Below are 21,804 nucleotides of genomic sequence, written 5' to 3' on the forward strand. Positions count from 1 at the left end.
CTACCTCTAACCCCTGTGACCGAGATCACTCACACAGACATCTTGACAGGCTCCGTGGCGCGACTACGGGGTGAAGCCGTGGAAGGCCGACACCTTCAAGTTCTCTACCGACCCCGAGCTGGAAGCCAAGGTCACCGACGTGATCGGGTTGTACCTGGCGCCGCCGGAGAACGCGATCGTGCTCTGAGTGGACGAGAAAAGCCAGATCCAGGCGCTGAACCGGACCCAGAAGGTGCTGCCGATGCAGCCAGGCCACGCCGAGCAACGCACCCACGACTACGTCCGGCACGGCACCACCACCTTGTTCGCCGCGCTGGAGATCGCCACCGGAAAGGTGACCGGGCTCTGCAAGGACCGGCACCGCCACCAGGAGTTCCTGGCCTTCCTCAAACACCTCGCCCGGGCCTACCCCGACCGTGGTGACGGGGTCGAGCTGCACCTGGTGATGGACAACTACGCCACCCACAAACGCGTCGAGGTCCGCGACTGGCTCGCCGCGAACCCCCGCATCCACGTCCACTTCACCCCCACGTCCGGCTCCTGGCTGAACCTGGTCGAGGTCTGGTTCGGGATCATCGAACGCCAAGCCATCCGCCGCGGCGCCTTCCCGTCCGTGCGAGACCTGATGACCAAGATCCGCGACTTCATCAACGGCTGCCACCTGCGCAAACACCCCTTCATCTGGACCAAAACTTCCGACCAGGTCCTCGACAAAATCAAACGTAAACGTTCCAAGCTAGCGAGCCACTAGCAACTGGGTGGTCATCGAGGCTGAAGTCACCAAGCACGGCGACGACGCCTTCCGTCGGAACATTGCCGCCTGGTGAGAACCGCCTTGTTGGTTTGGCCGAGGGCTCGCTGGTCGGACCGTGTGCACAAGGCCGGGGCCGTGCTGAAATCGTTCTCGGTCTCGGTGGACCCTGCAGGGGCACTGAGCGCGGGGATCGACGTTGACGCTTGGGCAGGGCTCGCTGACCGCGGCGACCTCCAGCACGACCTGACTGATCTGCTCGTTGCCGTTGCCGTGGCGGCGCAGGGTCGAAGCCGCGCCGTGGTGCTGCTGTTCGATGAGATCCAATTCATGAATTCGGCCCAGCTCGAGGCCATAATCTCCGCTTGGCCTAAGACGGTGCAGCGGGCTCTACCTATCACGATGGTTGGTGCCGGACTACCCCAGACCGCCAAGCTCGCCGGCGACGCCAAGTCCTATGCCGAGCGGCTCCTCGACTTCCCCGTCATCGGCAACCTCAGCGCCCAAGTTACCCGGCGAGCCTTCGGGAGCGCTGATTTTTTCTTGACGCCGGCCAGGCACGAGGTCGACCCAGCCAGACCGGCCCCGACTGAGGCTCACTGTGCGGTGACGATGTACTCCAGTTGCGTCTCGTAGGTGTCCGAGGCGACGAAGGGGACGCTCACCTGGTAGTCGTTGGAGACCTGGTCACCGCTGAGGTCGGAGGCGACGTCTCGGCGGTGCACGACGAACGGGCTCTCCGCGGAGAGTGGCGTGAACGCGGAGTCACCGCTCTCCCGCACCCGCAGCTGGTCCAGCGGGATCTCGTCGGCGTTGCCCGCCGTCCGTGGCTCCAGCGCGCCGCCGGTGCCCTGGACCGTCACGCCGTACCCGGCCAGGCTGTTCGTGTCCACCGTCAGCACGACGGCGTTGTCCACCGTGACCGTGGATCCAGGCGACCCGGTCAGGGTGAAGGACGGCGTGAGCCCGATCAGTCCGATGAAGGCGGCGTCGACCACGGTCGAGGTGCTGCAGGTCACGCTGGCGCCCCCGTCCGGGCAGGTGCTGCCGACCGAGGTGGACACCACGGCGTTGCGCAGCACGCTGTCCCCCGTCGGGGCGGTGTCGACCGTGACGCTGTAGCTGATCACGACCTCGTCGCCCTGAGCCAGAGCCCCGTGCCAGGTGAGGGTGTCGCCGGCGAAGGACGCGGTTCCCCGCCCGGCCGTCACGTCCCCGTTGTATGCAGCGTCGTCCAGCACCCCGTCGAGGGAGTCGGTCAAGGTCGCGTCCGGGTAGTCCGCTTCGCCGGTGTTGGTCGCGATGATCGTGTAGCTCACCGTCCCCCGGCCGACGACCTCGCTGCGGTCAGCAGTCTTGCTGATCGTCAGGGCGGGAACGAGGACGCTGACCGCGGTCTGACACGCGGCTCCCAGGCCGGTCACGCAGTTGCTGCCCTCCGACCCGGACACGACGGCGTTGGTCAGCATCCGGTCCCCGAGCGCAGGGAACCGGGTCCGGACGGAGTACGTGATCGTCGCGGTGCTTCCGATGTCCAGGGGCCCGGTCCACACCAGGATGCCGTCGACCACGCTCACGGTGCCGATGCTGGCGGTGGCGTCAGCGGCGTAGTCGGCGTCGTCCAGCACGCCGGCCAGCGGGTCGCTGAACGTGACCGAGGGGTACGCGGTCTCGCCGGAGTTGGTCGCGGTGATGGTGTAGCTGACCGTTCCGCCGGCGGACACGCTCGACCGGTCGACCGTCTGGGTGAAGTCCACCTTGGGCACGAGCACGGTGACCGCCGTCGTGCAGGCGTCCTCGGTGTTACCGGGCGGACAGCTGCTTCCCGGCGCCGACGACGTGACGGCGTTGGTGATGTACTTGTCGCCGGGATCGGGGCTTCGCACGGTGACGGAGTAGGTGATGGTGGCACTGGCCCCGACAACCAGATCGCCCGTCCAGGTCAAGGTCGGGGCCACGTAGCTCAGAGCGCCACCACCCGTCGCCGTGGCGTCGGCGTTGAACGTCGCGTCCGGCAGGACTCCGGAGAGCGAGTCGCTCACCAGGGCCCTGGCGTAGTCGGTCTGACCGGTGTTGCTCACGTTGATGCTGTAGATGATCGTGCCGCCGGGCGTGCTGGTCGCTGCGCTGGCGGACTTGGTGATCGTCAGTGCCGGCACGAGCACCGAGACACTCGTGGTGCAGCTGGGAGCTCCGTCCACCGTGGGGCACGTGCTGCCGGGGACATCGGCGACGACGAGGTTCCTCAACAGCTTGTCGCCCGGGTCCGGGCTGCGGACGAGCACCACATAGGTGACCACCGCCGTGGCCCCGACGGGCAGGCTGCCCGTCCAACGCAGGTTGGGCGCCGTGTAGGAGGCGACACCGAGGGTCGCGGCCGGTATCCCGACGAGCACGGCGTCATCGGTGACGTCGGCCAGGGAGGTGTTCGCCGTGAGGTCGACGTACGGCGTCTGCCCGGTGTTGGCCAGGGTCACGGTGTAGGTGACCCGGTCCCCAGGCGTCGCCGTCGCCACGTCGGCGGTGGTGGAGATCGCGAGGCCGGGGATGAGCACCGTGACGGTGTTGACACAGTCGGTGTCGGTGCTGCACGTGCTTCCCGCGTTCGGTGAGGTGACGACGGTGGTCAGCTGGCGGTTGCCGGAGTCGGGACTGGCGACGGTGACCCGGTAGCCGAGGACGGCGGTCGCGCCGACCGCGAGGTCACCGGTCCAGGTCAGCGAGCCGTTCGCGAAGGCGAAGGTTCCCCCGGCGGTGGACGTCGCCCCCCCGGCGTAGCTCGCGTCGTCCAGGACGCCCGCCAGGGCCGCGTTGACGCTGGCCCCGGCGTACGGGGTCTGGCCCGTGTTGCGGACGGTCACGGTGTACGCGACGGTGCCCCCCGGGGTCGTGGTCGTTCGGTCCGCGACGATGCCCACGTCGAGCTTCGGCACCAACACGGCGACGGTCACGGTGCAGGTCGGGCTGGTGCTGCCGCTCGGGCAGGTGCTGCCGAGCTCGTCGGAGCTGACGATGTTCACGATCGACTTGTCACCCAGGTCGGGGTCGTCGACGAGCACGCTGTAGGTGATCAGCACGGTCTGGTTGAGAGCCAGGTCACCGGTCCAGCGCAGCCCGGGATCGGTGAAGGCCACCGATCCGGTGGTGGCGGTCGGCACGCCCGTGTAGTCCGCGTCGTCGGAGTTCCGGGTGACGCCGCCCAGGAAGTCGGTGACCACCGCGCCGGCGTAGGCGGTCTGCCCCGTGTTGTGCACGGTGATGGTGTAGCTGACGATCCCGCCGGGCGTGGTCGTGGTCTGGTCGGCGGTCTTGCTGATCGCCAGGCTCGGGGTCAGCACGGGGATGTCGGAACGGCAGGCCGGGTCGGTACCGCCGGTGGGACAGTTGCTGCCGGGGGCGTCGCTGATGATCGTCGAGCTGATCAGCTTGTCGCCCGGGTCCGGGTTCTTGACCGAGACGGAGGCGGTCAAGGTCACCGTGGCGCCGACCGCCAGATCTCCGGTCCACACGAGCCGGGCGCCCGGGATGATGGCCACGCTGCCGGCGGTGACGGCCGCATCTCCGTTGTAGCTGGCGTCGTCGGCCGCCCCGAGCACGTTGGTCGTCACGGTGATGCCCTGGTAAGGCACCTGCCCCGTGTTGGTGAAGGTGTTGGTGTAGTGCACCACGTCGGTCGGCTTCGCGACCGACAGGTCGGACGACAGCCCGATCAGCAGGCTGGCGATCGGCACCGAGGAGGCGCACCTCGGGTCGGTGCTGCCGGCGGGGCAGTTGCTGCCGTCACCGACGGACGTCAGGGTCTGCTCGAGCCGGTGGTTACCGGTGACGGTACTGCTCACGGTCACCGCGTAGGTGATGGTCGCGGACTCGCCCATGGCCAGGGGTCCGGTCCAGTCGAGCGACTGTCCGTTCCGCACCACCGAACCGGAGCTGGCGATGGCGTTCCCGTCGTAGGAGGCGTCGTCCAGCAGCCCGGTCAAGGCCAGGTTGAAGGTCGCGGTGGCGTAGTCGGTCTGACCGGTGTTGGTCGCGGTGACCGTGTAGGTGACCACGTCTCCCGGCTTGGCGCTCGTCCGGCTGGCGATCAGCACCGTGAGCAGGGCCGGCGTGCGCACCTCGACCCTGGTCACGCAGGCGGCGTTCGAGCTGGCCGGCGGGCAGGTGGACCCCGGGTCGGTCGAGCTCACCCGGGTGGACATGGTCTTGTCGCCGTCGGCGGGCCGGTGAGCCGTCACCGAGAAGGTGATGGTGGCCGTGTCACCGACGGCCAGGTCGCCGGTCCACCTCAGCTCGGGGGCCGTGTAGGAGACCGTCCCCGTGGACGCCGTCGCGGTGCCGTCGTAGGTGGCGTCGTCCAGCACCCCCGACAGCGTGTCGGTGACCGTGGCGGCGGTGTAGTGGGTCTGTCCTGTGTTGGTCACCGTGATGGTGTAGCCCACGGTGGCGCTCGGTACGACGGTGGCCGCGTCGGCGGTCGTGCTGATGGTCAGGCCTGGCGTGAGCACGGTGATCGAGAAGCTGCAGCGCGGATCTGCGGTGCCGCTCGGGCAGTTGCTGCCCCGGGCCGTGGAGGTGAGCGTGGCCCGGATGACCTGGTTCCCCGGATCCGGGTCCTTCACGATCAGGGTTCGGGTGATCGTGACGGTCCCCCCCACCGGGATGTCGCCGGTCCACCTCAGCTCGGTGGGGGTGCGGACGACCGTGCCCGACGACGCGACCTGGTCGCCCGTCGGCACGGTGTCGTCGCTGGTGTCGGCGCGCGGACTCGAGACGCTGATGCCGAAGTAGGGGCTCTGCCCGGTGTTGGTGTAGGTCTGGGTCAGGTGCACCACCGAGCCAGGGGTGGTCGTGGTCTCGTCGGCGTACTGGCGCAGGTCCAGCCGGGCCACCGGGACCGTGGAGGTGCACCGGGTGTCGACGCTGCCGGCCACGCAGTTGTTGCTCTCGGGCACCGAGGGGGACGAGAGCACCGAGATCAGCAGGTCGTTTCCTGACTTGACGCTGCGTGCGGTGACCGAGTAGGTCACGGTGACGGTCCCCCCCGCAGGCACCGTGCCGGTCCACGTGAGGCTGGGGGTGGTGAAGGTCACGGTTCCTGTGCTGGCCGCGGCATCCCCGTTGAAGGAGGCGTCGTCGAGCACGTCGGTGAGGTCATCGGTGAAGTCGACGCCGTCGACCGCGGCGGCGCTGGAGTTCAGCACCTTGACGGTGTAGGTCACCACCCCACCCGCTGCGGCGGTAGCGGCCGAGGCGGTCTTGGTGAAGGTCAAGGAGACCGCGTTGGTGACGTTCACCGCGACCGTGCACCCGGTGTCCACGCTGCCCAGCGCGCAGTTGCTGCCGGCGGCCGAGGACACGACGGTGCTGATCATGCTTCGGTCTCCCGAGGACGGGCTGTTCACCGTCACCGTGTAGGTGATGGTCACCGAGTCCCCCGGGCTGAGGCCCCCGGTCCAGGTCAGCACCCCGCCGGAGTAGTCCGCCGTCCCGCCGCTGGCCGTGGCGTCCCCGTTGTAGGTGGCGTCGTCGAGCACCCCGGTCAGGGAGCTGGAGAACGACGCCGACGGATAGCTGGTCTGGCCCGTGTTCGTGACCAGCACCGTGTAGGTCACGGTGGCGCCCAGGGTCGCGTTCGTCAGGTCAGCCGATGTCGTCAGGGTCAGGGCCGGGGTCAGCAGGTCCACGCTGGACACGCACGCTGCCGCACTGCTCGCGGGCGGGCAGCTGCTGCCCGCCTCGGTCGAGCTGACGGTGTTGCGCAGGTCCTTGTCGCCGGCCGAGAACGTCAGTGCGGTCATCGAGTAGGTGATGGTGGCCGTCGCCCCGACCGCCAGGTCCCCGGTCCAGAACAGGTTCGGCGCGACGTAGGAGAGGGTGCCGCTGGTCGCGACCGCGTTGCCGGCGTACGTGGCGTCGTCCAGAGCACCGACCATCGCGTCCTTCACCACGGCGGAGCTGTAGGCCGTCTGACCGGTGTTGCGCACCGTGATCGTGTAGCCGACGGAGGCGCCCGGCTCGACCTGGGTGGTGCTGGCGGCCTTGGTGACCGTGAGGGCAGGAACCAGGACGGGGATCGACATGGAGCAGCGCGGGTCGGTGCCGCCGGCCGGGCAGTTGTTGCCGGCCGCCGAGGAGACCATGGTCGAGGCGATGATCTTGTTCCCGGTGTCGGGATTCTTGACCGTACGGGTGAAGGCGATGGTGACGACGCCGCCGACCGGGATGTCGCCAATCCACACGGTCTCCTCCGTCGTGCTGCTCAGGGTCCCGGAGGAGGGGAGGTCGGGACCGGTGGAGAACACGTCGTCGGCGGTGTCGAGCCGCGGGATGATGACCGAGATCCCGATGTAGGGCACCTTCCCGACGTTGGTGAAGGTGACCGGGTTGTACACCACCGAGCCCGGCGTGGTCGTCGCCTGGGCCGGGCTGCGGACCAGGAGCAGCCGGGCCACCGGGACCGAAGTCGTACAACGGGTGTCGGTGCCGCTGGTCGGGCAGTTGTTGCCACGGCTGGTGGACGTCACGGTGTTCGTCAGCACGTTGTCTCCGGCGGTGGCGTTCACGGTCACGGAGTAGGTGATGGTCGCGGTCGCGCCTACCGCCAGGCTGCCGGACCAGCCGAGGACGTCAGCGGTCACGCTGGCCGAGCCCGCAGAGGCGAGGACGTCGCCGTTGTAGGTGGCGTCGTCCAGCACGCCGGCGAGCGGGTCGGCGACGTTGGCCGCCGGGTAGCTGGTGTCCCCGGAGTTGGTGACCTTGACCGTGTAGGCGACCTGGGCGCCCGGGGCGGTGGTGGGGGTGGACGCGGTCTTGACGATGGTCAGCTGCGGCACCTGGACGATGACGTCCGCGGTGCAGCGGGTGTCGGTGCCGCCGGTGGGGCAGTTGGAGCCCTCGGAGCTCGACACCACCGTGTTGGTCAGCCGCTTGTCCCCGGGGTCGGGGTCGCGCACCACGAGCGAGTAGGCGATGGTGGCCGACGCACCCGGGGCCAGCGCCCCGGTCCAGGACAGGGTCGACGAGACGAAGGTCAGGGTGCCGCTGCTCCAGGTCACCCCGCCGTCGTAGGTCGCGTCGGCGAGCACGTCGGCCAGCGGATCGTCGAAGCGGGCCGCGGCGTAGGCGCTCTCGCCGGTGTTCGTGACCACCACCGTGTAGGACACCCTGCCGCCGGGGAGGACCGTCGAGACGTCGGCGGTCTTGGTGATGGTCAGCCCGGGGACCTGCACGGTGGTCGTCGCCTGGCACCCGGGCTGCGTCGAGCCGGCGGCACAATTGCTGCCCGGCGCGTCCGACGCCATCGTCGCGATCATCGACTTGTCGCCGGTGGCCGGAGACTTCACGGTGAAGCTCGCCCGGGCTGTCGCGTTGTCGCCCGGCGCGAGATCGAGGGTCCAGGCCACGGATCCGTCCAAAGCCGGCTGGAAGCTGCCGCGCGTGACACTCGCGTCCTTGTTGTAGCTCGCGTCGTCGTAGAGACCGGTGAAGTTCAACCTCAGGACCGCCCCGGTGTAGGTGGTCTGCCCGGCGTTGGTCGCGCTGACGGTGTACCGGACGACCCCGCCAGGGGTCGCCGTGGCTACGTCGGGGGTGATGGTCAGACTCAGGGCGGGCAGGAGGACGGGGATCACGCTGGTGCAGCGAGGGTCGACGCTCCCGGCGACGCAGTTGTTGCCCTGGGTGGTCGAGGCCACAACGCTGGACAAGGACCGGTCGCCCGTGTCCGGGTTGTCGACCGTCACCGTGTAGGTGATGGTGGCGCTGGCCCCGACGGCGAGGTCCCCGGTCCAGGTCAGGTCGGGGGCGGAGTAGCTGAGCGAACCGACGGTGGCCGCGCCGTCGTTGGTGTAGCTGGCGTCGTCGAGCACCCCGGTCAGGCTGTCGGTGAAGGTCGCACCGGCGTACGGGGTCTGGCCGGTGTTGGTCACCAGCACGGTGTAGGCCACGACCGATCCCGGGGTGGTCGAGCCGACGTTGCTGGACGTGGTGATCGTCAGGGCCGGCACGAGCACCTGCACCACGGCGGTGCAGGCCGTGTTCATGCTGCCGGACGGGCAGCTGGAACCCGCTGCGTCCGAGGACGCCACGCTGGTCAGGATCTTGTTCCCCGGGTCGGGATCGCGGACCGTGAGGGGCACCGTGATCGTCACCGACGCGCCGATGGCGAGGTCGCCGGTCCAGACCAGGGTCTGGGACCCGGTGTCATAGCTGAGCGACCCGTCGCTGGTGGTCGCGTCGCCGGCGTAGGTGGCGTCGTCGAGGGCCCCGGCCAGGGCGTCGTTCACCGTGACCGAGGTGTAGGGGGTCTCGCCGGTGTTGGTCAGGGTCAGCGTGTGGGGCACGACGGCCCCGGGGGTCGTGGTGGTCACGGCGGCGGTGTTGGTGATCGTCAGGGCGGGGACCAGCACGGTGACCCTGGCCCGGCAGGACGCGGCCGGGTTTGCGCTGGGACAGGTGTTTCCGGGGGTCGTCGACACCACCCCGCCGGTGAGGACCTTGTTGCCGGGGTCGGGGTTCTTCACCGTCACGGTGTAGCTGATCGTCGTGCTGGCGCCGACCGCCAGATTGCCGGTCCAGGACAACGTGGGGCTCACGTACGTGAGGCTGCCCACGGTGGTGGTCGCGTTCTGGTTGAAGGTCGCATCGTCCAGGACGGCGGCGAGGCTGTCGGAGAGGCTGGCACCGGTGTAGGCCGTCTTGCCGGAGTTCGTGGCGACGATCGTGAAGCGGACCGTGCTGCCGGGGGTGGTGGTGGCCACGTCGGCCGACTTGACGATGGTCAGGGACGAGATGTTGACGGTCGACGTGCAGGCGCTGGTCGGGGTGCCCGGGTTGCAGTTGGTGCTCAGGTTCGCCGTCGACACGGTGCCCTTCAGGACCTTGTCGCCGGTGCCCGGGTTGGCGACCGTCACCGTGTAGGTCAGCGTCGCGCTCGAGCTCGGCGCGATGTCGAGGTTCCACTGCAGACCGGACGCGCCGGCCGTCACCGTCCCCACGGTCGCGGCGGCGTCGTCGTTGAAGTCGGCGTCGTCCGTGACGTCGGTGAGGGGGTCGGTGATCTGCGCCCCGGCATAGGTCCGGGTGCTGGAGCTGTTCGTCACCGTGATCGTGTAGCGGACCACGCTGCCGGGGGTGGTCGTGGCCACGTCGGCCGTCTTGACCACCGAGACCGGCGCCGGGCCGATGACCAGGGTCACGGCCCGGGTCGCGACCAGGCCGAACGCGTCGACGACCTGGACGGTGAACGAGGTGTTGGCCACGACCGAGGTCGAGCCGGACAGCACCCCGGCCGAGGTCAGGGTGAAGCCGTTGGGGAGCGCCCCGGTCACGACCGAGTAGGTGAACGGTCCTGTTCCCCCCGTGGCCACGAAGGTGTAGGTGTACGGCTCACCTGACTGGCCGGCGGGCGGTGAGGAGGTCAGGGTCGGCGCGGCGGCGATGACGACCGACGCGGTCTTGTTGACGACCTGCGCGAGGCTGTCGGTCACCGCCACCGTGACCGTGGAGGTGCCCGGGGTGGTGGGCGTCCCGCTGATCAGCCCGGTGCTCGGGTTGAGACTCAGCCCGGCCGGCAGGGTCCCGGCCGACACGGCCCACGTGTAGGGCGCGACACCGCCGGTCCGTACCGGTTGGTAGCTGTAGGCCACCCCGACCTCACCGGCCACCGGGCTCAAGGTCTGGGCCAGGGCGGCCTCGACCACCAGGCTGACCGCGCGGGTAGCCGTCGACCCGCTGCTGTCGGTGACCTGGACGGTGAAGGTGGAGGTCCCGGCGACGGTGGGGGTGCCGCTGAGCAGTCCGGTCGAGCTGAGGGTGAGACCTGCGGGCAGCGTGCCGGCGCTGACCGACCAGACGAAGGGCGCGGTCCCGTCCGTGACGGTGAGCTGGCGGCTGTAGGCCACGCCGACCTCGCCGGAGGGCGGAGCGGGGAAGCTCAGCGTGGGTGAGGCGTTCGGGGTGACCGCAGCAGAGGAGGTCGAGGGCGGACCGGTCGTGGCCAGGCCGGTCTGGATGATCTCGAGAGCGGTCACCATGGGGGCCTGCACCTTGCGGATGAAGCCGATGTCCACGGTGCCGTCGCTGGTGACGGCGAACTCGCGCATGGTGCCGCGCATGGTCCCCCCTGCGGCGGGGATGACGTCGAAGTCCGGCAGCACCGTGCTGCCCTCCAGCGTGACGTCGAAGACACGGCTGCCCGGGGAGTCGGTGCCGGCAAAGTGGTTGACGAAGTAGAGCCGCGCCTTGACCTTGGCACCGGTCGCGACCGGGAAGGCCCACGCCATCTCGTCGAAGCGCTCGGAGTCGAAGACGGCGTTGGGGGTGGACGCCGGCACCGTGTCGTCGGCGACGACGCCCGGGGGATAGCCGACCGCGTTGCTGCCGGTGGTGCGCAGCGGGTTGGTCACCGTGTTGTCCGCGGCCCAGTCCGGCCCACCGTCGTTGGCCGCCACCTGGACGCCGCCCGCGTGGACCCGGTAGAGGACGTTCGTGCCGGACAGGTTCGTGGCCGCGACCCTGAACGTGTAGGCGGTCCCCGGGGTCAGGCCCGTCACGGTCTGGGTGGTGGCCGTGCTGGCGAACGTCTGCGGGGTCTGGGCCGTCCCGCCGATGTAGGGCGTGACCACGTAGCCGGTGATCGCGCTGCCGCCGTTGCTCGACGGTGCGGTCCAGCTCAGCCGGGCCGACGAGCTGGCGGCGGTGACCGAGGTGATCGTCGGCGCGTTCAGCGCCGCGAACGGGGTCACGGTGTTCGACGAACCGCTCAGGGTCGAGGTCCCCGCGGCGTTCACGGCGGCGATCTTGAAGGTGTACGAGCCGCCTGCGGTCAACCCGTTGAGCGTCCGGGTCTTGGCCGAGGGGTCGACGTTGATGACCGGCTGCGCCACCCCGGCCAGGAAGGGGGTGATGACGTAGCCCGTGATCACGCTGTTGTTGGCGGCCGGCGCGACCCAGCTGAGCACGGCACTGGTGAGTCCGGCGGTCGCGGTCGGGCTTGCCGGCGCCGCCGGCTTGTCGATGGCGGCCTGACTGGTCCACCGGCCGGCCGTGCGCCCGCTCGCGTCGGTCACCTTGACCTCGAAGGTGACCGTGCCGATCGCGGTCGCGGTGCCGCTCAACACCCCTGCCGAGCTGAGGGTGATCCCGGGCGGCGGGTTCCCGTTGACCAACGTCCAGACGAACGGGGACGTGCCGCCCTCGACCGGGAGCTGCTGGCTGTAGGCCACACCCACCGCGGCCGCCGGCGGGGGCGGGAAGGTCAGGGCCGGCACTGCGTTCGGCGTGGCCTCCGTCGAGGCCGCCGACTCGGGTCCGGTCCCGGCAGCGTTCTGCGCCGCCACCGTGAACGTGTACGCGGTGCCGGCGGTCAGTCCGGTGACGGTCCGGGTGGTGGCAGTACCGCTGAACGACTGGACGGCCTGCGCGGTGGTCCCGATGTAGGGCGTGACCACGTAGCCGGTGATCGGGCTGCCGTTTCCGGCGGGGGCGGTCCAGGACAGCGTGGCCGACAGGGTGTTGGCGGTGGCGGTCGGGGCCGGCGTCACGCGTCCGGGCACCCCGTACGGGGTCACTGCGGTCGACTGGGCGCTCTCGGGGCTCGTACCGAGCGCGTTGACCGCGGCCACGGTGAAGGTGTAGGTACCGCCGACCGTCAAGCCGGTGAGGGTCTGCGTTGTCGCGGTGCTGGCGTAGCTGACGGCCGGCTGGGCCGCGCCGTTCAGGTAGGGCGTGACCACGTAACCGGTGAGGGCGCTGCCGTTGCTCGCCGGCGCCACCCACGCGACGGTCGCAGCGCCGATCCCGGCCGTGGCCGTCGGAGCGGTCGGCGTGGACGGCCGGTCGGTGACCACGATCGTGACGGCTCGGGTACCGCTGACGTTGTAGGAGTCAGCAGCCTGGACCGTCACGCTGAAGCTGCCCGCCACCGTCGGCGTGCCACTGATCAGACCCGTCGTGGTGTTCATGCCCAGGCCGGCCGGCAGGCTGCCGGTGGGCACGGTCCAGGTGAAGGGACCGGTGCCGTCCGCGACCGTCGGCTGGGAGCTGTAGGCCGCCCCGACGACCCCGCCGGCCGGGTTGAAGGTCACCGTGGGCGGGGCCGCCACCACCTGGGTGACCGTTCGGCTGAGGCTGTTGCTGGCGTCGGCGATCCGGACGGTCCAGACGTAGGTGCCCGCCGCGGTCGGGGTGCCACTGAGCAGTCCGTTCGCTGAGAGCGTCAGACCGGGCGGCAGGGTCCCGTCGCTGACGGTGTACGCGTACGGCGCCGTGAAGCCGGTGATCGTGAACTGGAAGCTGTAGGCACCCCCCTGGGTGGACTGGGGCGGTGCGGACGTGGGCGCCTGAGCGGTGGGGGTCACCGCCGCCGAGGCTGCCGACTCGGCTCCGTAGCCACCGACGTTCTGGGCGGCGACGGTGAAGGTGTAGCTCTTGCCCGCCGTCAGCCCGGTGACGGTCTGGGCTGCACCCGCTGCGCCCGCGCCGAACGTGACCGGGGTCTGCGCCACCCCGTTGACCGACGGGGTGACCCGGTAGCCGGTGATCGCACTGCCGCCGTCGCTGACCGGCGCGGTCCAGGTCAGGCTGGCCCCCTGGATCGCCGCGCTGACGGCGGTCACCGCAGGTGGCCCCGGGACGTTGAACGGGGTGACCGCCGCGGACTTGGCGCTGGCGGTGCCGGTCCCGACCGCATTGACCGCCGACACCGTGAAGGTGTAGGCCGTGCCGGCGGTGAGGCCGGTCACCTGCTGGGTGGTGGCGGTGCTGGTGAAGGTCTGCGCCGGCTGGGCGGTGGTGCCGATGTAGGGCGTCACGACGTAGCCGGTGATCGCACTGCCGTTGGCTGCCGGTGGCACCCAGGACACCGACGCGCTGGTCGCCCGGGCGGACGCCGTGGGGGCCGCCATCGTCCCCGGGGCGGCCGCGGCCAGGGTGACCGGGGACGATGCGGCGGAGTCGGTGCCGTAGCCCGCGGCGTTCTGGGCCGCCACCTTGAAGGTGTACGTCGCGGCCGGGGTCAGCCCGGTGACGGACTGGGCCGTGCCCGCGCTGCCGGCTCCGAAGGTCTGCGTGGCCTGGGCCGTGGAGCCGAGGTAGGGCGTGACCCGGTAGCCGGTGATCGCGCTGCCGCCGTTGCTGCCCGGGGCGTTCCAGGTCAGGTTGGCCGTCCGGCTGCCGGAGGCGGTGGCGTCGGTGATGACCGGGGCGTTCGGCACGGTGTAGGACACCGCCGCCGACTGGCCGCTGGGCGCCGAGGTGCCGTTCGCGTTGATGGCCGCCACGGTGTAGCGGTAGGAGGTGTTGGCGGCGGCCCCGCCGAAGCTCTGGCTGGTGCTCGTGCCGAAGCTCAGCGCGCTACCGGCAGTCCCGTTGATGTAGGGCGTGACCAGGTATCCCGTCGTGGGGCTGCCCGAGACAGGTGCGGGAGCGACCCAGCTGAGGTTGATGGTCGTACCGGTGATGGTGGCGGTCGGCGTGGCCGGCACCGGCGGGGCCGGCGGGGCGGCCAAGGCGGTCGCCGTGGCGTCGTCGACGACGTAGGGGAAGACCCGCACCTCATCGATCGAACCGTCGAAGTAACCGACCGGCGCGCCGGCGGCCCTGCTCCGCCCGATGATGAAGTTACCGGTCGCTTTCCACCCGGACGTGTAGGACGCCGAGGTCTGCTTGGTCCCGTCGACGTACAGGGTCAACGTGCCCGCCACGCTGTCGTAGACCCCGGTCAGGTGGTACCAGGTGCCGACGGTGGCCACCGGGCCCACGGATGCGGTGACCGTGGGCGACGTGACGTTGCTCGAGGCCCGGCTGAAGACCCACCGGCCGGTGTTGGTCTGGGACAGCGTGAAGCCGCTGTAGTTGCTGGCGTCGACGCTGGCGACGATCCGGGCCGACGTGAGCTGGTTCGTCCGCGCCCAGGCGGAGACGGAGAAGCTCTTGCTGGTGTCGATGACGGAGCCGTTCGCCTCGATGTCGTCGTTGCTGCCGTCGAAGTCGACGCTGGAGGGGCCGATCACTCCCGGCCCCCACGTCGGGCCGTTGGTCAGGGTGCCGGCGAACTGGTTGAGCGAGTCGTCGGCGGCCGTGGTACCCGTACCCTCGTCGAGGTTCCAGTGCGCGGCCTCGCTGAGGTGGGAGATGTCGTCAGAGCCCAAGGCCTGGCTGTAGGCGCGGACGTCGTCGGTGGTCCCGTTCAACCAGTCGGTGTTGACCCCGTTGTACTTCGCACGACCGATAGCAAAGTTTCCGGTGGCGTTCCACCGGGAGTTCGACGTCACGGTCTGCTGGAGCCGACCGTTCAGGTAGAAGGCCAGCGTGTTGGCGGTCGAGTCGTAGACGGTGGCGATGTGGTACCACTGCCCGACCACCGCCTTGGTGCTCGCGACCGCGACCGCGGTCGTCGCCGAGGACGAGTCCGTCGCCAGCTTGCTGACGCCGAGGGTGTCGCCGCGCAGCTGGAGGAGGAAGCCGCTGATCGCGTTCCCGTCCTGACTGACCACGGTCTGGTTGGCGCCATTCAGGGCGTTGACCTTGACGTAGGCGGACACGGTGAAGCTGGTGCTGGTGTTGAGCACCGCGCTGCTGGTGACGGCCGCGCCGGTCGTGCCGTTGGTGGTGAGGGCCGAGGTCCCCTGGACCCCGGTGCCCCAGCCGGCGCCGCTGTTCAGGGTGGCGGTCCTGCCCCCGACCGAGTCGGTCGCGGCGGTGCCGCTCCCGTTGTCCAAGGTCCAGCGGCCGACGAGACCGGGAGCGGCCGCCTGGGCCTGCGGGGCCCCACCGGTCGTGATCCCGGTCGTCCCGACCACCCCGAGGACGAGGCTCAGCACGACGAGCAGCACCGTCCGGCGCCGCCAAGGAGGAGCTACCAGAGAGGATGCCGATACGTGCCGTCTCACGCCATCACAGCGAGGGGGCACTGGGGCAGCGGTGCCACGCCCAGAGGCGTTGCTGGCGTCCGGCTCGGCCGCAGTGGCCCAGACGATCGCCGCGGATCCGATCGGTCCCGCCTCGGCGACGGCGACGAGGGCGCCGGGAAGGGTCGCGCCGGCGTCGGAACGCTCAGGCAGAACCCGAAGGGGCCGCGCCATGCTCGCCACCGTGCGTCGGACGCGGATGTCTCGACGTAGCGGACGCCGGCCCGGTCACCGTGGGTGTCGGGGCGAGCCAGCTGGGAGTACCGGGCCTGAGCATACTGGGCCCGGGAACACTGGGCCTGCGCGGTGAACGGAAGGAAGGCAGACCAAGGGCTACGGCTGTCCGGGATCATGACAGGGGCCCCTCGTGAGCGGTTGGATCTTTCCACAGCCCCCGCTGCCTTTGACTATATAGCAGTAGCAAAACCCCGTTAGGAAAGCGTCAAAATTCGCGTTCCCCAGGCGCGAAGTCACGGCAGGCCGGCCGCGTGCAGCTGGTCGCGTCCGGTGTCGGTGAGCTGTGCCGGGGAGCCTGCGTCGGCAGGGCACGCCCTCGGGATGCGGTGCCGGACGGGTGAGGAAGCCGCCGGTCGTCGAGACTCACGCGGTCAGCGTTCCGCCCTACCCACGCCGTCGTGTTCGCCATTCCTCCACCGCCTTCGTGAAGCGCTGCCCGCGTCGACCTCGACGCGCTCGAGCAGGCCCGAGCGGCCCACCGGGGCGCAGCTCATCTTGAGGCAGGACCGGTCGCGGACCCTATCGGCGCCTCACTGGTCAAGGGAACCAGCTGGGCCGGCTCGCCGGCCCACGCCCGCTGCAGCATCCCCCGCAAGACCGCGCGGGTGACCGGGCGGGGGTTGCCCGGGGGTACCTGTTCGAGGATCAGTGCGCTCGCCCGGTCCAGGTCGCGCTCGTGCAGTCCGAGGTCGCGCAGAGCGCGGGGGGCATCCAGCCGGGTGTAGAGCGCGACCAGCGCGCCGAGCGGGTCGCCGGCGGTCCCCGGTCCCCCGGAGGCGCCGCCGTCGGTGAGGGCGGTGAGCAGTCGACGCTGCGCGTCCGGAACCGCCGGCAGGTTCAGCCCGGCGACGTGCGGCAGGATGATGGCGTGGGTGTCGGCGTGGTTGAGGTCCCAGGCGCCACCGAGGACGTGGCAGATCTTGTGGTGCAGACCGGAGCCGGCCGCGGCGAAGGCCACGCCGCTGAGGTAGGTGGCGTAGAGCAGGTCCTCGCGCGCTCCCACGTCCTGCGGATCTGCGACCACCCCGACCAGGCCGGTGGCGAGCGTGCGGACGGCCTCGGTGGCCAGCGCCGAGCTGATCGGGTTCTGCCGGGGGGCCCACCACGCGTCGACGCCGTGGGCCAGCGCGTTCAGTCCTGAGCTGACCGAGAGCGCGACGGGAAGGGAACGAGTCAGTACCGCGTCGTAGATGACGACCCTGGGCAGCACCGACCGGTCAGTCCCGGTGGTCTTGCGGCCGTCGACGGTGAGCCCCCAGACCGGCGTCGCCTCCGATCCGGCGTAGGTGGTGGGTACGGCGAGGATCGGCAGCCCGGTCGCCCGGGCGACAGCTTTCGCGGTGCCGGTGGTCGAGCCACCGCCGACGCTGAGCAGCAGGTCGGCGTCGGCCGTACGGGCCGCCCGGGTCGCTGCCTCCGCGCAGCCGGCCGGGACGTGCTGCCGGACGTCGGTGAACCGGCCGGCCACGCCGACGTCGTGGGTCAGCTCCTCGGCCATCGCGGCCTCCGATGCCGCCGCGACGAGCAGGATCCGCCGTGCCCCGCGGCGTTCGACCTCGTCGGTGACGGTCTCGCGGCCGAGGCCCGAGGCGAAGACGACGCGCTGCTCGGCGCTCTCGTAGACGAAGTGACCGGCCTGCGTCGTCGGCGTGCGGCTGCTCATCAGCGGTCCGCTGAGGGCTGCAGGACCAGGTCGATGTCGGCGTGCGCGAACGGGGAGGGCAGCCCGAGCTCGGCGGCCACGTCGGGGTCCGGGTCCTGGATGAAGGTGGTGATCAGGCTCTGCCTGACCGCGAAGACGGCGTCGGAGTCGAGGTAGGGGCTACCCGCGACGAAGATGTGGGTCGTCAGGTCCTGATAGCCCTCCGCGGTGACGACGAAGTGGATGTGGGCCGGACGGTTGGGGTGCCGGCCGGCGGCGCCCAGCAGGGCTCCGACCGGCCCGTCGGTCGGGATGGGGTAGTAGCTGGGCACGACGCTCACGAAGCAGAACGCGCCGTCCTCGTCGGTGCGGAACAGCCCACGGCCGTTGCCGAGCGGCTGGTGTCCGGGCTGCTGCACGTCGTAGAAACCGTGGGTGTCGGCCTGCCACACGTCGACGGTGGCGAGCACCACAGCCCGGCCTGCGGGGTCACGGACGTGACCGGTCACCAGGCAACGCGGGCCATCGCTGGCCGGCGACACGTCGTCGCCCGGCGCGCGGACCGGTGAGGCGACGACGTGGAACGGGCCGAGCACGGTCGCGTCGGTCGCGTCGGGGGTCTCGGCGTGGTTCAGGGTCTCCACGAGCATCGAGACGCCGAGCACGTCGGACAGCAGGATGAACTCCTGCCGCGTCGCGTCACACATCTGTCCGGTGGCGGTCAGGTAGTCGATCACTGCGCCCCACTCCTCGACGGTGGGCGCCACGTCCCGGACGAAGTCGTGCAGGTGCTGGGTCAGGCTCGAGAAGACCTGCCGGAGGCGCGGGGCAGGCGTGTGGGCGAAGCTCTCCAGGACCGCGGCGGTCAGCGTGGTCGAGTCGAAGTCGGTGGTCAGGTTCACGGTCGACCTCCCGGTCAGGTGATGGGGTCAGCGTTCGAGGACGAGGCGTCCAGAACCAGGCCAGCGGCGACGCCCGACGTCACACCGGCGCGGGGACGCCGAGCCCGAGGAGCCGCTCGGCGTTGCGGAAGGCGATCTGCTCACGGTCCTCGTCGCTGATCGGGGCTTCCTCCAGGAACCGGCACGCGACGCCGATCGACTCGAAGGGGTAGTCGGTGCCGAACAGGACGTGGTCGACGCCGAGAGCGAGGACGGCGGTGAGCAGGGGTGGGGCGGAGGCGACCCCGCTCGTGACGACGTAGAGGTTTTCCTTCAGGTACTCCGACGGCCGTTCCCGGTCGAGCACGATGCCGTGGTGGTTGTGGAAGTCCCAGCGCGAGTCGAGCCGCCAGAGCACGAACGGCAGACCTTCCCCCATGTGGCCCAGCAGCAGCTTGGCTGCCGGGAACCGGTCGAACACGCCGCCGAAGATCAGCCGGAGCGCGTGGGTGGCCGTGTCGATCCCCCAGCTCCACATCGGACCGATCAGCTCGGGGTGCCCGGAGAGCACGTGCGCGACGTCGACACCGTTGGCCGGGTGCAGGTAGAGCGGCACCCCGAGCCCTTCGGCCCGTTCCCAGACCACGTGGTAGGCGGGATCGTCGAGGTAGCGGCCGTGGGTGTGGGCGTTCACCAGCCCGCCGCGCAGCCCGAGCTGGGTGACCGCCCGCTCCAGCTCGTCCGCGGCCGCAGCCGGATCCTGCAACGGCAGGGCCGCGAACCCGCTGAACCGCTCAGGATGCTCGGCGATGACGCCGCTCAGCAGGTCGTTGACCTCTGCTGCGGCCCGGACCGCCACCGCGGCGTTCGGCTCGGCCTGGATGCCCGGGGAGTTCAGGGAGAGCACCTGGATGTCGAGGCCGGCCGCGTCCATCTCCGGCAGTCGCTCGGCGGTGAAGTCGAGCAGCCGGCGGGACGCGTCGGCCCAGACGTGGGGCTGGGCGATCGAGGACGTGCTGGACCCGTACCCGGCGAGGTCCGCCGTCACGAAGTGCTCCTCGAGTGCGATCTTGCGCATGTCTCCCCTTCGGGGTTCGGCCAGTTGATGAACGAGTCGCTTGTTCACTAATCCGTATTGACTTTACTCATGATGAATCGTAGCGTCTGGATCGTCAAGTACCGCCGTTCTGCGCCAGCACGTCCTGACCAGCACGTCCCGACCAAGGGGGTCCCATGAGCACAGGCGTCCGGGAGACCGACCGCTACGACGTCGCCGTCGTCGGCTACGGCCCCGTAGGGATGGCGATGGCGGCGCTGCTGGGTCGCAGCGGCCACTCGGTGGTCGTGCTCGAGCGCTACCCGGACCTCTACAACCTGCCGCGGGCGGCCATCTTCGACGACGAGACCATGCGCACGTTCGCCGAGCTCGGGATCGCCGAGACCCTGCTGCCCCGGCTGCACGTCCAGCGCAACTACGAGTGGCGCAACGGCGCCGGTGAGCTGCTCATCGAGCACGACTTCGCCGAGGTCGGGGCCAGCGGCTGGGCGGAGTGGTACATGATGTACCAGCCGGACCTCGAGGACGCCCTGGACGCCGCGGTCCGGGCGACCGGCGCCGTGGACGTACGGTTCTCGACCCCGGTGACGGGTTACCGGCCAGACGCCGACGGGGTGCGGATCGAGACCGGGGGCGCACCCGTGCACGCCCGGTGGGTGGTGGCCTGCGACGGTGGCAACAGCTTCACCCGTCGGCTGCTCGGCATCGGACAGACCGACCTCGGCTTCTCCGAACCCTGGTTGGTGTGCGACTTCGCGCTGCTGAGCGACCCGGGACTACCGAAGGCGCGCCAGGTCTGCGATCCGGCCCAGCCGATCTCGATCATCGCCCTCGGTCATGATCATCACCGGTTCAGCTTCATGATCGACTCCGAGGCGGCCTTCGACACCGAGCGGGACCCGGCCAAGGTCTGGGCGCGGGTCAGCGGCTACCTGCGACCAGACCAGGCCGAGCTCGTCCGCGTCGCCACCTACACGTTCCGTTCCCTGCTGACCCACCGGTGGCGCGAGGGTCGGATCCTGCTCGCCGGGGACGCGGCGCACCAGATGCCGCCCTTCCTCGGACAGGGCATGGTCTCGGGCATCCGGGACGCCAAGAACCTGGCGATGCGCTTCGACCTCGTCCTCGGCGGCGTGGCCGAGGACACCCTGTTCGACAGCTACCAGAGCGAGCGGGAGCCACACGTCGAAGCCGTGATCACCAAGGGGATCGAGCTCGGACGGGTGCAGACCATGCGGGACCCCGTCCTCGCAGCGCGGCGCGACGAGGCGTTCATCGCCGATCGCCGCGAGCACCGCGAACCGGTCAAGATCCGCTTTCCCGGCATTGGCGCGGGGCTGGTGGAGCCCTCGCCGGGTGCCGGCGCGTTGGTCCCCCAAGGCAGGGTCAGCGACGGGTGTGAGGCCGGACGCTTCGACGAGGTGCTCGGCCATGGCTGGTTCGAGGTGTCGAAGGGTGACGCTGACCCCGACGGTCCGGCCGGCCTCACGGTGGTCCGGCTGCAGCCGGACCAGAGCGGGATGATCGTCTCCGCCCCCACCGCGGTGGCCGATCTGGAGCAGGTGTACGGGTCGTGGCTCGAGGAGCACCAGGCCTACGGTCTGGTCGTCCGGCCTGACTACTACGTGTACGGCACCGCAAGCACCCCCGAGGCTCTGGCCGCGCTCCGGTCCCGCCTCCGGGCGGCCTGGGCGGGCCGACCGGCGCTCACCGGCGCCTCAGCCTGAGCGCGAGAGAGGAGTAGAGATGGCGGAACCGGTCATGCTGCCCCCGGGTGGTGGACGACTCATCCACGGCGGTGGCCTGCACGCGACGCTCAAAGTTCCCGGTGGGAGCGACCAGGCTCTGACCTCGACCTTCGAGATCCGGGTGCCGCCCGGCTACGACGTCGGGGCACACGTGCACAGCCATGGCGAGGAGCTGTTCTACGTCGTGGAGGGCACCCTGGACATGCTCGCGTTCGAGCCGACCGACCGTAGCGTGGGCGACTGGCACGACTGGGTCTCCCGTGACGGCCGGACCTTCCTCCGGGGCGGACCGGGATCGTTGATGTTCATCCCGGCCGGCGTCCCGCACGCCTTCGGCAACCTCTCCACGGAGTGGGCGGTGATGCTGTTCCAGTCTGCACCGAGCGGCCACGAGGACTATTTCGACGAGCTCGCCGCCCTGCTGCGTGAAGGCAACGGGCGGCCAGACCCGGAGAAGATCGTCGCCCTGCGGCGCAGGTACGACATCGAGCAGCTGACGGGCCTGCGGGACGGCGGGGCCGAGGAGGCCTCGGCGCGCGCGTAGTCGGCTCGGTGATCGTGACCCGGGCGCGGACATCG

The 21,804-nt window shown here is 70.3% G+C and carries 7 protein-coding genes and 1 pseudogene; 4 read left to right on the top strand and 4 right to left on the bottom strand.

Features of this window, described 5'->3' with window-relative positions; genetic code table 11:
• Positions 1-55 precede the first annotated feature (55 nt).
• Both ACFE76_RS18635 and ACFE76_RS18640 read left to right on the top strand, forming a co-directional pair.
• Positions 56-751: pseudogene (locus ACFE76_RS18635) on the top strand (IS630 family transposase); the annotation flags it as partial.
• A gap of 138 nt (positions 752-889) precedes the next feature.
• The gene (locus ACFE76_RS18640; protein ID WP_375433282.1) at positions 890-1,387 is read left to right on the top strand and encodes a hypothetical protein; all 498 of its coding nucleotides are present in this window, start codon (positions 890-892) and stop codon (positions 1,385-1,387) included.
• On the opposite strand, the gene ACFE76_RS18645 is transcribed toward ACFE76_RS18640, so the two are convergent.
• The 4 genes from ACFE76_RS18645 to ACFE76_RS18660 form a co-directional block, all read right to left on the bottom strand.
• Complete coding sequence (locus ACFE76_RS18645; protein ID WP_375433283.1) at positions 1,348-15,585, bottom strand: fibronectin type III domain-containing protein; 14,238 nt, start codon at positions 15,583-15,585, stop codon at positions 1,348-1,350. The genes ACFE76_RS18640 and ACFE76_RS18645 overlap by 40 nt on opposite strands.
• Positions 15,586-16,387: 802 nt before the next feature.
• Positions 16,388-17,560: a maleylacetate reductase gene (locus ACFE76_RS18650; protein ID WP_375433284.1), complete on the bottom strand. Its 1,173-nt coding sequence runs from the start codon at positions 17,558-17,560 to the stop codon at positions 16,388-16,390.
• Positions 17,560-18,441, bottom strand: a complete 882-nt coding sequence (locus ACFE76_RS18655) for a dioxygenase (protein ID WP_375433285.1) — start codon at positions 18,439-18,441, stop codon at positions 17,560-17,562. Before ACFE76_RS18655 ends, ACFE76_RS18650 begins: the two co-directional genes overlap by 1 nt.
• A gap of 79 nt (positions 18,442-18,520) precedes the next feature.
• Positions 18,521-19,498, bottom strand: a complete 978-nt coding sequence (locus ACFE76_RS18660) for an amidohydrolase family protein (protein ID WP_375433286.1) — start codon at positions 19,496-19,498, stop codon at positions 18,521-18,523.
• A 155-nt stretch (positions 19,499-19,653) separates the two neighbouring features.
• Here ACFE76_RS18660 and ACFE76_RS18665 point away from each other — a divergent pair, with 155 nt between their 5' ends.
• Together ACFE76_RS18665 and ACFE76_RS18670 are read left to right on the top strand one after the other, a co-directional pair.
• Positions 19,654-21,204, top strand: a complete 1,551-nt coding sequence (locus tag ACFE76_RS18665) for a bifunctional 3-(3-hydroxy-phenyl)propionate/3-hydroxycinnamic acid hydroxylase (RefSeq protein ID WP_375433287.1) — start codon at positions 19,654-19,656, stop codon at positions 21,202-21,204.
• 19 nt (positions 21,205-21,223) lie between these two features.
• Positions 21,224-21,769 (top strand): cupin domain-containing protein, encoded by a 546-nt coding sequence (locus ACFE76_RS18670; RefSeq protein ID WP_375433288.1) that lies wholly within the window; start codon positions 21,224-21,226, stop codon positions 21,767-21,769.
• Positions 21,770-21,804 lie beyond the last annotated feature (35 nt).

This window comes from uncultured Friedmanniella sp., assembly GCF_964244005.1.
In the GTDB taxonomy this organism is placed as follows: domain Bacteria; phylum Actinomycetota; class Actinomycetes; order Propionibacteriales; family Propionibacteriaceae; genus Microlunatus.

Excerpts from the sequence above, each read along its gene's own strand:
- ACFE76_RS18650 (WP_375433284.1), bottom strand. The coding sequence starts at position 17,560 with ATGAGCAGCCGCACGCCGACGACGCAGGCCGGTCACTTCGTCTACGAG.
- ACFE76_RS18660 (WP_375433286.1), bottom strand. The coding sequence starts at position 19,498 with ATGCGCAAGATCGCACTCGAGGAGCACTTCGTGACGGCGGACCTCGCC.
- ACFE76_RS18665 (WP_375433287.1), top strand. The coding sequence starts at position 19,654 with ATGAGCACAGGCGTCCGGGAGACCGACCGCTACGACGTCGCCGTCGTC.
- ACFE76_RS18670 (WP_375433288.1), top strand. The coding sequence starts at position 21,224 with ATGGCGGAACCGGTCATGCTGCCCCCGGGTGGTGGACGACTCATCCAC.